This window comes from Sporosarcina sp. FSL K6-6792 (assembly GCF_038004885.1).
Lineage (GTDB): Bacteria > Bacillota > Bacilli > Bacillales_A > Planococcaceae > Sporosarcina > Sporosarcina psychrophila.
Genome location: NZ_JBBOSA010000001.1, coordinates 1,163,308 through 1,176,409 on the forward strand (window position 1 = coordinate 1,163,308; position 13,102 = coordinate 1,176,409).

Genomic DNA, 13,102 nt, shown 5'->3' on the forward strand with positions numbered 1-13,102 from the left:
GCATCATAATGTTTCAACGTAATTTCTCCCATATACCCCAACCCTATTCCTTCCCGCTTGCTTCCCGCCGATATAAAGTGCTCTATCGGCATTACGCAACAGTTCTTTCGCATCTCCTGCATCTTCAGGAACACTCGCTACCCCGATGCTAACAGTCATATGGACATCAACAGACTTGCGTTCTTTAGAAAGATCCGGAATGATAAGGAATGTAGAAGATTCCACTTCCTGCCTTATTTTTTCCGCGAGCTTAATTGTTTCACTCTTCCCATAACTCGGTAAGACGATAACGAATTCTTCCCCTCCGTACCGTGAAAGTGTTGCGTCCATCGGAACAAATGGTTCAAGCAGTCTAGCAAGTGCCTTAAGAAGGTCATTTCCACTCTGATGTCCATGTGTATCATTAATTAATTTGAAATGATCGATATCTAGCATTAAAACCGTAAGTGAATTGATATCTCCAGTATGGAATCGGATGATTTCTTCGTCCAACTTTGCATCTAGGTAACGGAAGTTATGCAGTTTGGTTAAACCACATCGTTCACTTTGCTCGACAGTCTTTTCATAATAGCGCGCCTTTACTAATGAAATTGCAAAGTATCCGGTCAAAACGTCAACGATTTTCATTTCCATCGCTCGAAATACATTTTTCCGCTTGGAAGTTAGGATTAGAAATCCTTCTGTTTTCTGATTTCGCTTGATTGGAGCGGTCATGACACTTTCCACTGGTTGTATGAATTTTAAGTTATTTAGCACCTTTGCTTCTTTTTGAGTCCCGAAAATTTTCGGATTGTCCATATCCAATCCATCGTCTACAGTTTTTTCTAGATTGAATGAAAGTCCAGTCATATCTTTTGTAATAATCCCATTTTCAGAAGCCATCAACGTGATTAAATGCTCCCCATTCCTAAGATCTAGAACATAAGCATTATCATAAGGAACCACATCTTTTAGCTTTCCAATGAATGTCCGAATCACATCTTCAAAGCCCAGTCGCTCAGCAAGTTCACGCCCGATAATACCCGCAGAAGACAGTTTGTCATTCAAATTATCAGATCGATGATACAACCTCGCGATTAATAATACGAGAAGGAATGGGATGCCAATCAAAAGTATTGCATTATTACCAAATTGTTTATTTAGAAAATACAGGGATATGCTGAACGGAAACAACAACATTGTAGAAGCAAAATCCCATACTACAAATTTTTCTTTAAATAAATAGACGCCCATTTCAAAATATAAATAAAGTTGCATCAAAACACTATTAATAACCGAATAACTAATTGCGTAAAAAAGTCCGAATAGACATATGTTCGAAAAATCCGTCGACCCTATTACTCCACCCGCATAATGAAATAGAGTTCCACTTGCTAATGAGACAAGTGTAAAAATCAGCGAATTCACAAAAAAACGATGCAAAAGCGGCAAATCTGATTTCGTGGTAAATACTAGGATAAGCAGCGCAATCTGCATAAAAGCCAACTCTGCGAATACTCCGTATTGAAAAAAAATGGTGAAGGTGATCCAGCGTTCAAATGAAACTGTAATATTTTTCAATTGCAAAGGCATTGTCATCGTCACGATTAGCAGTGCAAACAAAATGCTCAGGTTCATCCATTCTATTTTTATTGAAGGAAATAACCTGAATGCAAGAAAGATACCAGGAGGAACGATAACAATCCACGCTATTAAAGTGATAATCTGTAACCTTTTAGATATCCCCATTTCCCCTGGCACTCTCCCTCATTAATTCATTTCACATATTCAGCAACCCTATTTCGCCCTGCCTGTTTGGCTCCTAAATAAAGTGCACGATCCGCATTGCGCAAAAGCGTCATCACTTCATCCGTATCACTTGGAGCCGAAGAAACTCCAATACTTGATGTAATACGGATGACAAGCGGATGCTTATCATCGACTAGATCTGGAACAATCGTAAAATCATGGCCACCAATTTCAGCGCGTAGATTTTCAGCAAATTCAACAGCTTCTTTTTTCGTAATACCGGGTAAAATGTAGACGAATTCTTCTCCTCCAAACCGGCCAACCGTCCCACCAATAGGAAGTGCAGCTTCAAGTTTCTTCGCAAGCATACCCAAAATATCGTTCCCACTTTGATGTCCATACATATCATTCACTTGTTTAAAATGATCAATATCAAGCATCACGACTGAAAGGTTTTTTATTGCGTTGTTTTTAAGCCTGTCCATCTCATACGTTAGCCGTTCCTCCAAATACCTATAGTTATAGAGTCCGGTTAACGCACAACGCTCATTTTTTGAAACTGCTTCTTGCATATAGCGTGCTTTTTCCACCGAAACAGTGAAATAGGAACATAGTAAGTCTAAGATTTTCAATTGATAGCCATCAAAGAATGCCTTCTTTTCTGAGGCCAAAAACAAAACTGCCTCGATTTTCTGGTTCCGTGAAATTGGGACACAAAGTATACTTTGCATTTCATTAGGCGAATAATCTTTTGATATCGATTCCCACTCTTTTCTTTCCGAATAGATGATTGGCTTATTTTGTTCAAGAACTGATCCCGCGATTCCTTGTCCCGCGGATAAAAGGGCAAAATCGATATCAATGAATTTATCATGTTCATAGGAACGGAGGAGCTCTAGCCAACCATCCTGATGGTCAAAAAGATATGTATACTCTGCGTAGAACATGTCCGAAACTTCCATGACGAATTGGTCAATTACAGCCTTTTCCGTTAATAATTCCGAAAGGCCGTTACCGATGTCCCCTGCTTGCTGCAAGTCAGTATTAATTTTTTCCGAATTATTATAAAGACGGACAATTAATGAAATAAAGAAAAAAGGAATTCCTATTAAGAAAAAGGAACCTGTCCCGACAAGTTGCAATAAATAATAGAACGTAAGTGATAAGGGAAGAACAGCAATGATCATCGCATAGTCGGACAATAGGTCTTTTGAAAAGAAAGGGGACTCAACCTTTTGGTAAACCGCATATAACTTCAGCACCACGTCGTTGAATACTGTATGAATGAATTGATAGCAGAATACCGCAATAATAACTGGCCAAAATTCGATTGAGCCGATTTCCCCACCCACCATATCAAAAATGATTGCAGCAATAATCGATAAAAAAATAAAAAGCGTCGAGTTAATGAAAAAACGTTGTAACGATGGTAACTTACTCGGTAATGCTAATAGGATTGCAAGGATTGAAATTTGCATGACAATTATTTCGATAAAGAGTCCGTACATTAAAAAGGCGGGCACAGTCACCCAGAGTACTAGGAATATCGGTATATCATTCCTTAATATCGGAAAATAGACTGTAAGGAATCCGAATACCATAAAAACCGTCACGTACATCCAGTTTACTTGCACTGGAGGATAATTTAAAAAAACATAAATCAATCCAGTCGGAACGGTCAATAACCACAAAATAAAATAACGAATAGCGGACCTACTTGCAACCTTCATTACATTATCCACTCCCAATTAAATAAGTCAGAAAAGGTAGAAGTATTCAAAAGTTTATCAGACCAAAATATATTTGTCACTAATACCCCCAAAAAAGTTTTTCGAGTAATCAATTTGCATCATAGTTCATTAGTCTGTTCAATAGGTATAGTGAACCTGTTACTATCTTCTTTTTATTTCTTTCTTTAGATAGTATTATAGTATTACTTTCAGCCATTGTCACCTTTTTCTCTTCATGGTGGCAATATTCCATTAACTGCTCTCCAGTTGCCGCTTGAGGATGCGAAAACGTCAGGAACGTAAATGATGCCGCCACTGGGATGAGCTCCTCCAGCGTTTTCTTTATGTCTTTCCCTTTTAGCATCCCAATTATGAAGTCCACTTTCTCCCCCGGGAACTCCGAACGAATTGTGGCTGCTAACGCCTTTGCAGCTGCAGGATTATGTGCCCCATCCACGAAGACCCCTGGTGATATTTCCTGGAAACGATGTGCGAGTTGCGTGATAGCAACTGCCCAAGAGACCGCTTCTTCAGCAAGCTGAATGCCAGCCACAAGAAGTGATTGAATTGCAACCGCGGCATTTACACCTTGGTGCAGCCCTTTCATTTTTCGTCCAGCCAACTGGAACGTTTCAGTTCCGTTAAACAAATCATCCTTCATATCAAAACGCTCACCGTACATAAAAAGGGCGCTACCTTGCTGACTTGAAATAGTACGGACAACTTTGAGTGCTTCCTCTTCAAGTAACAGCCCTGTTACAACAGGAATTCCCTTTTTTATAATGCCTCCCTTATGCCTTGCCACTTCCACAACAGTCGTCCCTAGAAACGAAGTATGATCAAGTGCTATTGAGGTAATAACTGAAACAAGTGGTGTCACGACATTCGTACTGTCTAGCAATCCACCCATTCCTGTTTCTAGTAAAACATAATCGGGCGCAAGTCGTCTAAACGTTGTAAATGCCGCTACAGTTAGCAATTCAAAATCTGTCAGGAACCCGCTCAATCCTGCTTCCTTCATCGCCTGAAATGATTTATCTAATTCCTCTTCCGTTATTGCTTCGCCATTAATACGTATTTGATCATGTATGTCGATAATTGCTGGCGACGAAAAAACACCTGTCGACAATCCATGCTCTTTCAAAATTGCTTCCATAAATGCAATCGTAGAACCTTTCCCGTTCGTCCCTGTTACATGGATGACTTGCAATTGTTTTTCGGGACTACCCATTTTTACAAGCGCTTCTTGCACCGCCTCCAAACCCGGCTTAATAGAGTCATCACTATCAATTCCCCATCGTTTTTTATATACATTCATTTTTGGAATCAAAACTATCCCTCCGTATGTTAGAATCTAGTTAGAAAAAGTATATCATTCCCGGAGGGTTCCTAATGCAAAGTTGTTGGGTTATTTATAATGGAAGTTTAACAAGCGATAAATTTAAGGATCAGGCTGAGCTGATAAAAGAAGCTGCGGAACGCGCGGGTATATGCACTGAACTTAAGAAGAACTATGAAGTGATGATGAATTTGGATACGGTTTTAGAGAATCGCCCCGATTTTGTTATCTTTCTAGATAAAGATATTCTACTCGCTAATTTCCTGAAAAACTCAGGAATCCCTGTTTTCAACGATCCAGATGTCATTGAAACATGTGATAATAAAGCCATACAATATCTCGAACTTTCGAAACAAGGCATTGCGATGCCCGAAACAATTATTGCACCGAAAGTGTATCCGTATTTCACAATCAAAGATTCAGGTTACTATGAACAAGTATTGAAACGGCTAGGACTGCCAATGGTCATTAAAGAAGGTCATGGTTCATTCGGCATGAAAGTGTATTTGATTGAAACAGAAGAACAGTTTTATGAAAAGACGGATGAATTGCGCGGTATCGACTATGTATTTCAGAAATTCATCGCAACAAGCAGAGGTCGTGATATTCGGGTGAACATCGTCGGGGACGAGATTGTAGCAGCAATGCACCGTCACTCTGAAACTGATTTCCGGGCGAATATAACGAATGGCGGTGTGGCGACAGTAATTGAACTAACAGACCAACAAAAAGCGTTAGCGATACAAGCTGCCCACGCAGTCGGTGCGGAGTTTGCCGGTGTCGACTTATTGTTCGGTGACAACGAAGAACCCCTCGTCTGCGAGGTCAATGCGGCCGCCCACATCCGTAATATTTACAATGTGACTGGGATCAATGTTGCAGATGCGATGATTGCCTATATTTTGAGGAAGCTAGGTTGAAGGGCTATGTTTATTATTCAAAGGCAGAATCAGTTCGGAATCGAGCATTTATTGATGATTTGATAATCGAATCTGAGAAAATTGGAATTGAACTGCAATTGCTAGTTGAAGATGAAAAACCAAATTCAGATGCAGATTTCATTCTTTTCAGAGATCGCAATCCTGAACGCGCTGCTACTTTTGAACTGAAAGGTTTTCGAGTATTCAACCGAGCAGAAGTGAACCGAATTGCAAACGATAAATTGCGGACATTTGAACTTGCTACCCTGCTCGGCGTTCCTGCCGTTCCAACGAAAAGGATTCGTTCAATAGAAGAAATTGACTTGTATCCTTGTGTATTGAAAACGGTCGATGGTCATGGTGGGAATGAAGTTTTTCTTTGTACATCAACTGCGGACGCGAAGTTGTTTTTCACCAAATTCCACGACCGAAAACTAATTATCCAACCCTTCATCGAATCCGGTGCCCGAGATATACGTGTATTTATGATTGGCAATGAAGTTGTCGGAGCCGTAAAACGCACTGGCCATGGGACATTTAAATCAAACTACACGCTTGGTGGCTCCGTCGAAAAATACATACTTTCTAGCTGGCAGGAAAAAGATGCGCATACTATTTCCCGAGCAATAAAAAGCGACTATGTCGGGATTGACTTCTTGTTGTTGCTGGATGGAAGATGGCTGTTGAATGAGATTGAGGATCCGGTTGGGGCGCGGTCGTTGTATGTGACGCATGATTTTTCGGTGGCTAGGGAATTGGTGGGGTATATAAAAGAGACGTTTTCTAGAGATTAGTTAGTTTAGAGTAAAAGGGCATCATAAAAATTATAAACAGATAAGAGCTCAGTTCATCATCGATATTATGAGCTCTTTTCTGTTTATCTGATTGCGATTGAGTGGGTGACTGGTATAGAGATTTAATACTCTACGTTTATTTCATGGTTATCATCCCAGTCGAGACCTATAAGTGGCAGACTTGAGCTTGTCCCACTATATCCACATTTTTCCCGAATAATAGCATCGGAATCAAGTAAAATAACTTTACCCTTATATTTACTTGAAATATCTGCCCCTGGATTATATATGTATATTTTGGAGGAACTACCCAAATTCATGTCATTTCCAACTGTAAATGAACCAATTACATAAATTTCTGATCTCTCCAGCTTCATATTCCCATCGACTTTAAATGAACCATTTACACAAATTTTAGAGCCAGTTGCATTTTGCATATTTTGACCAACTTTAAACGAACCATTAACTATAATTGTAGAATCATTTATATTGCCCATATTTTGACCGACTGTAAATGGACCATTCACTTTGATTAAAGATTGATTCATGTTATTAGAGTTTTGGTTCACTTTAAATTCTCCGTTAACAAATAGAGATGAGCCGCTCAAATTCATATTATTCGCATTATGAACAATAAAGTGGGAATTCACATATAATTTTGAGTGATTTGTATTAAAGTCCAGATTACCGTTTTCTTTTGAAAATCCATTAGAGAAATAAATTGTTGAACTATCCTTGTTTTGGAGAGATGTATTGTTATTCCCCATACAACTTTCGCTTTTGTTATCTGTACAGTTCGGCAATCCCATAGGTACTGGATTTGGGTAAACGTTGTCTAAGGTAACATTTCCCCCGCCAGACCCACCTCCCGTTTTATCCATAATCAATTCAGGTACAATAAACGTAATATAAAAATCCAAATCCTTTGTGTATGTTCCACTATGACCAGTAACTATCCCCTTCACTATTACACCGCTCGCTATCTTATCTGCTTTAATTGCACCCTTTTTATTAAACTTCACTGTTATATCGATAGTCTTTTCTAATGAGAAAGAGCCAACGACTTCATTAAAATGACTCCTTAGTTCTATTATTAACTTCTGTCGAATAATTTCTAATTTTGATGCAACCCAAATATCATTATTTTTTTTTTCTTTATACTCTAATGAATTCACCAAGTTGTTAATCTCATCTTGAGCTAATACATTCAAATTATGCTTCTCATTATTAAATTCATTAACTATCGCATTTTTATAATAATCTACACCCATCTCCGCAGCCACCACAGATAAATTATTTTCATCAACAATTTTTTCTTGTTTAGCATTACCGATAGAGGCTCTCATAAATACCGCAGAGGAGATTGTAATGACTACGATGAGCATTAAAACTATGACCATGGCGTATCCTTGTTCATTTCCTTTATGTTTCATCGAAATCATCCTTCCTGTCAGTTATATGATTTGTAGCGTGAAATATTTGTTACTACTTCAACCTTAAGTTTACTATCTTTCTTTGAATCTTTTACGGTTAAAGTGAAAGATAGGTTGCCTTCTTTCGGCTTAATATCACCAGAATTATATTCTTTATATTTATAATTTGTACTAATCACTTCAATAAGCTCAGGAGTTTGTTTGCAATTAAAAAGTTGAACTCTATCTTCTCTTATGTCTAGTGTATAACATTCCAACTGACGATGTTGCTGTTGTATTTCCGTTAATATATAATTCGCTTCCTGCTGTAATTGAAGTTTAGTCGTTTCCATAATGCTATGTTTTGTCGAGATAGAGAAGGTCGTCCATATAAGAACAACGACCATAGAGAGAATCGTAAGTGTGGCTAAAGCTTCAACAAGTGTCATACCGGATTCATTTTTCTTCACTGATATTCTCCTCACCATGCCTTGATCCCCTCTCCCCTTATCTTACTTTAATATATCCGTATGTTTCGCTTAAAATTTCACCTTCTCTTAAAATCTTAATATGAATTTTATGTAACCAAAAAGAATCTTTATGAGAATTCCCTTTTAAATCTTCTGACTCATAAAAGTCAATTTCGGAGTTTTCAACATGTCCTGGAAATCGCCTAACTTTATCTTCGGCAATCATAACTCGTTGGTACTTGTCAAAATCACTTAACGAGTATGCCCCCTCTTTCCTCTTCCAGTAAGCTAATTCCTCCTTTGCGAGATTCATCGTTTCAAGTTTATCGCCAGTCTTTTCATTAAATGCAGTCATTTGCGGGAATATCGTCATAAACCCAATAAATACAATACCAAGAATGACGAGCGCCGCTAGTATTTCAATCAATGTCATTCCATTTTCACTTTGAAATTTCTTTTTCACAGACGCTCCCCCTTCATATATTATTAGTAATTCTGTTAGTTTATATTTGCTTAAAACGAACTCTACTAATCCATTAAACCTATAAGGTTAGATAAATACAACTATACTACTCTCTCATATACATCTATTTTACCACATCCTGTTATTAGCAATCAAAGTTATCCTTCCAAAAAAATACCCCATTCACAATCAAAGTTGTGATGGGGTATTTCACGTTTATCAGATTTCCTTCAATTCCTGCATACGACGCTCTACTGCCGCGTATTTTTCTAGATAGTCACTTTCTTTAGCTCGCTCTTCTGCAACTACTGCTTCAGGCGCTTTTGACATGAAGCGTTCGTTGGAAAGCTTGCCTTGAACGCGTTTTACTTCGCCTTGCCATTTCGCAAGTTCTTTTGTCAGACGTGCAAGCTCTTCGTCGATGTTCAAAAGACCTTCTAGTGGTAAGAATAGTTCTGCTCCTGTAACGACAGCTGACATCGATTTGCCTGGTGCTGTGATGTTGTTGCCTAGCGTTAATGTCTCAGGGTTACAGAATCGTTCGATGTAGCTGCGATTTGCTTCCAACACGGCTACAGTTGCATCGTCTTTAGCTGAAATATAGAGTGGTACTTTTTTGCTTAGTGGTGTATTTACTTCTGCGCGGATATTACGTACTGCGCGGATGATATCCATCAGCAGTTTCATATCTGTTGCACGCGTTTTATCAGTAAGTGCAGGATCTGCAACCGGCCATGCAGCGATTGTGATTGATTCGCCTTCATGCGGTAAGTTCTGCCAGATTTCTTCTGTGATAAACGGCATGAATGGGTGTAATAGACGCATTGTATTATCGAGTACGTATGCCAGTACTGAGCGTGTCATTTTCTTCGCTGTTTCATCTTCACCGTATAATGGCAGTTTCGCCATTTCGATGTACCAGTCACAGAAATCATCCCAGATGAAGTTATAAAGTGCACGGCCGACTTCGCCGAACTCATAACGATCTGCAAGTTTCGTCACTTGGTCGATTGTTTCATTCAACCGCGTCAGAATCCATGCATCTGCTACGGATTTTTCACCTGTCAAATCGATTTCTTCGTAAGTCATGCCATCCATGTTCATAAGAGCGAAACGGGATGCATTCCAGATTTTATTGGCAAAGTTCCAGATTGCTTCAACTTTTTCAGTTGAGTAGCGAAGGTCTTGCCCTGGCGATGAACCTGTTGACAAGAAGTAGCGCAATGCATCCGCTCCGTATTTTTCGATAACATCCATTGGGTCGACGCCATTACCAAGTGATTTAGACATTTTACGACCATCTTCTGCACGTACGAGTCCGTGAATTAAGACGTCTTTAAATGGACGCTGTTCTGTAAATTCGATGCCTTGGAAGATCATCCGTGATACCCAGAAGAAAATGATGTCATAGCCCGTTACGAGTGCATCTGTTGGGTAATAGCGTTTAAATTCTTCATTGTCGAGATCCGGCCAGCCCATTGTTGAGAACGGCCAAAGCGCAGATGAGAACCATGTATCAAGAACGTCATTGTCCTGGCTCCAGTTTTCACTGTCAGCAGGCGCTTCATGACCGACATGTATTTCGCCCGTTTCGTTGTGGTACCAAGCTGGGATGCGGTGGCCCCACCAAAGTTGACGCGAGATACACCAGTCATGGACATTTTCCATCCATGTTAAATACGTTTTTTCGAAACGGTCCGGGACAAAGTTCACTTTGCCTTCTGCTTCTTGTAATTTAATCGCTTCATTAGCAAGCGGCTGCATTTTAACGAACCATTGTGTTGATAAATACGGTTCAACGACAGCACCACTGCGTTCAGAGTGACCGACAGAATGATTATGTTCTTCAATGTTGAATAGAACAGCCATCTCCTGCAAGTCTTTAACGATTTCTTTACGGCATTCGAAGCGATCCATTCCTTCGTATTTACCAGCAAGCTTATTCATTGAACCGTCTTCATTCATCACAAGGACACGTGGAAGATTGTGACGGTTACCGATTTCAAAGTCATTCGGGTCATGTGCAGGTGTAATTTTCACGGCACCACTTCCAAATTCCATGTCGACATAATCGTCTGCAATAATCGGGATTTCACGGCCGACAATCGGTAATTTAACCGTTTTGCCGATTAAATGCTTGTAGCGCTCATCTTCAGAATGGACTGCAACCGCAGTGTCCCCAAGCATTGTTTCAGGTCGAGTTGTCGCAATTTCGATACTGCCCGTTCCGTCTGCTAGTGGGTAACGCATATGATAGAAAGCACCCTGTATGTCTTTATGGATGACTTCGATATCAGATATAGCTGTTTTCGTTGCCGGATCCCAGTTAATAATGTATTCGCCACGGTAGATAAGCCCTTTGTTGTAGAGTTTAACGAAAACTTCCTGTACAGCTTTCGAAAGTCCTTCATCCAGGGTAAATCGTTCACGTGTATAATCAAGGCCCAAACCAAGTTTCGCCCATTGCGCACGAATATGTCCTGCGTACTCGTCTTTCCATTTCCATGTTTCTTCAACGAATTTTTCGCGGCCTAAATCATAACGTGTCGTTCCTTCTTCACGAAGTTTTGCTTCAACACGAGCCTGTGTCGCGATTCCCGCATGGTCCATTCCTGGAAGCCATAGTGCATCATAGCCTTGCATACGTTTCATACGCGTCATGATGTCTTGTAGCGTTGTATCCCATGCGTGGCCTAGGTGAAGTTTACCTGTGACGTTCGGCGGTGGAATAACAATTGTATAAGGTGTTTTATCGCTTTCAGGTTGTGCTTCAAAGTACTTCCCTTTCAGCCACCATTCGTAACGACCTGCTTCAATAGTCTGTGGATCATATTTCGTCCGCATCGACGTGTTGTTTTCAGTTGACATGTTGTTTCCTCCTTTATTTTTGGGTACAAAAAAACTCCTATCGCCTTAAAGGACGAAGGAGCTGTTCGCGGTACCACCTTTATTCGTGCACACAAAAGAACTGTGCACCTCAAACTTCGATAACGGCTTCAAACCGGCTTCCGCTACTACGCTCAAAAATGTTTTTCTTTTTGAACATACTTTCACGGAAACTGCTCATGGGTTACATTCGGTAAATAATCGACAGGTCCTTTCAGCACTCGAACCCTCTCTTTAGTCTAATCCATTCACGTACTATCCCAATCATCGCATCCATATGCAATTGCAATAATTGTAACGGAATAACCGGTTGCTCGTCAAGTATATAACGAAAGGATTGTGTTATGCGTAGAGGATATAACCCTTACCTACTTCCACCGTGGCTTCGAAAATGTCGATTTTACGCTAAAGGAATCATTATCCCTATTTGCCTTTTTCAGTTGATAAGATTATTGATCATACCGACGACAGGCGACTTTCTACTGTTCTGTTTCCTGTGTGGTTTAGCTTTCGTTCTTTACAAAAACATCATTTGAACGGTAGGCTGTCGTCGATATGCCATCCGTAAGCTCCGCAATGAACGACAGCACTTCGTCCATCTCGTCTAACGGAGTGCTGTCAATTGCTGCTACAACCGGCGCTGCAACCGCAACCGCTACTTGCACTTCCTCAGCCTCTTCCACTATTGCAACCGCTTCTGTGTACGTACATTCTACATTCCAGACAACTCCATAAGTACCTTGTCCGTCTGATTTACCTGTTGCTTGCGTTGTTACAATCTCCAATGGGCTCTCTGCTACTGAAGGCAAGTCAATATTAAGCGGTACCGCGTATTCAAAATAACCATCTTTGCCATCCACTTCGACATCGTCAATGAGGATAAATGAATCGTCCCATTCCTCCGCCCTTAGCCCTTCACCGAATTCGACATTCGCCGCAATATGATAAATGCCTGTCAACCGGACTGAGTCTTCTGTACGCTCTTCAGTATACCTTGGCGTCACTGTGACTGACTGTACACCAGTCGGTACACCAGCATGTTCTGGGAAATAGAAACTTTCCTCCATTGACCACTGTTTTTTCTCCATACCTGTTCCCTCCTTCTATTCCTTCACAAACAATTGTATGCGCGGCATGGTTACAATAGAAGATTAAATAGATCGAACGCAAATATCCTCCGACCAGTAAACTAGTCGGAGGATATTGTCTTTATTATTAAAACAAACCACCTCTGTTGATTAACCAAAAGTAACCAGTGAATAACATAATCACCTACTGGGCGCTACTTGTATAGTTGCATTTTTCGATTGCTTTGGTTTGAATGACTTCTAAACAATTAACGGGATGTCTGGATGTGTAG

At 40.1% G+C, this 13,102-nt stretch carries 10 protein-coding genes and 1 other annotated feature; of the genes, 2 read left to right on the forward strand and 8 right to left on the reverse strand.

What is annotated here, in order from left to right; genetic code table 11:
- Nucleotides 1-3: 3 nt before the first annotated feature.
- The 3 genes from MKZ26_RS05625 to MKZ26_RS05635 form a co-directional block, all read right to left on the reverse strand.
- Nucleotides 4-1,728: a GGDEF domain-containing protein gene (locus tag MKZ26_RS05625; RefSeq protein ID WP_340764967.1), complete on the reverse strand. Its 1,725-nt coding sequence runs from the start codon at nt 1,726-1,728 to the stop codon at nt 4-6.
- A 26-nt stretch (nt 1,729-1,754) separates the two neighbouring features.
- On the reverse strand, nt 1,755-3,458 hold the full coding sequence (locus tag MKZ26_RS05630) for a sensor domain-containing diguanylate cyclase (protein ID WP_340764969.1): 1,704 nt from the start codon (nt 3,456-3,458) through the stop codon (nt 1,755-1,757).
- Between the two features lie 109 nt (nt 3,459-3,567).
- A complete protein-coding gene (locus MKZ26_RS05635; protein WP_340764971.1) occupies nt 3,568-4,788 on the reverse strand; it encodes a bifunctional folylpolyglutamate synthase/dihydrofolate synthase in 1,221 nt (406 codons plus the stop codon).
- A gap of 62 nt (nt 4,789-4,850) precedes the next feature.
- Here MKZ26_RS05635 and MKZ26_RS05640 point away from each other — a divergent pair, with 62 nt between their 5' ends.
- Nucleotides 4,851-5,717 carry an ATP-grasp domain-containing protein gene (locus MKZ26_RS05640; RefSeq protein WP_340764974.1) on the forward strand — a complete coding sequence of 289 codons (867 nt, stop codon included), beginning with the start codon at nt 4,851-4,853 and terminating at the stop codon, nt 5,715-5,717.
- Nucleotides 5,714-6,511 carry an ATP-grasp domain-containing protein gene (locus tag MKZ26_RS05645; protein ID WP_340764976.1) on the forward strand — a complete coding sequence of 266 codons (798 nt, stop codon included), beginning with the start codon at nt 5,714-5,716 and terminating at the stop codon, nt 6,509-6,511. Before MKZ26_RS05640 ends, MKZ26_RS05645 begins: the two co-directional genes overlap by 4 nt.
- 122 nt (nt 6,512-6,633) lie before the next feature.
- Here the strand turns inward: MKZ26_RS05645 and MKZ26_RS05650 are convergent, their stop codons facing one another.
- The 5 genes from MKZ26_RS05650 to MKZ26_RS05670 all read right to left on the reverse strand — a co-directional run bounded on the left by MKZ26_RS05650 (nt 6,634) and on the right by MKZ26_RS05670 (nt 12,830).
- On the reverse strand, nt 6,634-7,944 hold the full coding sequence (locus MKZ26_RS05650; RefSeq protein ID WP_340764978.1) for a hypothetical protein: 1,311 nt from the start codon (nt 7,942-7,944) through the stop codon (nt 6,634-6,636).
- A 17-nt stretch (nt 7,945-7,961) separates the two neighbouring features.
- Nucleotides 7,962-8,393: a PilW family protein gene (locus MKZ26_RS05655; protein WP_340764981.1), complete on the reverse strand. Its 432-nt coding sequence runs from the start codon at nt 8,391-8,393 to the stop codon at nt 7,962-7,964.
- A gap of 37 nt (nt 8,394-8,430) precedes the next feature.
- A complete protein-coding gene (locus MKZ26_RS05660; protein WP_340764983.1) occupies nt 8,431-8,856 on the reverse strand; it encodes a PulJ/GspJ family protein in 426 nt (141 codons plus the stop codon).
- Nucleotides 8,857-9,075: 219 nt separating this feature from the next.
- Nucleotides 9,076-11,724 (reverse strand): valine--tRNA ligase, encoded by a 2,649-nt coding sequence (locus MKZ26_RS05665; RefSeq protein WP_340764986.1) that lies wholly within the window; start codon nt 11,722-11,724, stop codon nt 9,076-9,078.
- A 45-nt stretch (nt 11,725-11,769) separates the two neighbouring features.
- Nucleotides 11,770-12,019 (reverse strand) — a binding site (T-box leader).
- Between the two features lie 226 nt (nt 12,020-12,245).
- On the reverse strand, nt 12,246-12,830 hold the full coding sequence (locus MKZ26_RS05670) for a hypothetical protein (protein ID WP_340764988.1): 585 nt from the start codon (nt 12,828-12,830) through the stop codon (nt 12,246-12,248).
- Nucleotides 12,831-13,102: the final 272 nt, after the last annotated feature.

Bases quoted from the DNA above. Each gene is read 5' to 3' on its own strand.
- MKZ26_RS05625 (WP_340764967.1), bottom strand. From the start codon at position 1,728: ATGGGGATATCTAAAAGGTTACAGATTATCACTTTAATAGCGTGGATT.
- MKZ26_RS05630 (WP_340764969.1), bottom strand. From the start codon at position 3,458: ATGAAGGTTGCAAGTAGGTCCGCTATTCGTTATTTTATTTTGTGGTTA.
- MKZ26_RS05640 (WP_340764974.1), top strand. From the start codon at position 4,851: ATGCAAAGTTGTTGGGTTATTTATAATGGAAGTTTAACAAGCGATAAA.
- MKZ26_RS05650 (WP_340764978.1), bottom strand. From the start codon at position 7,944: ATGAAACATAAAGGAAATGAACAAGGATACGCCATGGTCATAGTTTTA.
- MKZ26_RS05665 (WP_340764986.1), bottom strand. From the start codon at position 11,724: ATGTCAACTGAAAACAACACGTCGATGCGGACGAAATATGATCCACAG.
- MKZ26_RS05670 (WP_340764988.1), bottom strand. From the start codon at position 12,830: ATGGAGAAAAAACAGTGGTCAATGGAGGAAAGTTTCTATTTCCCAGAA.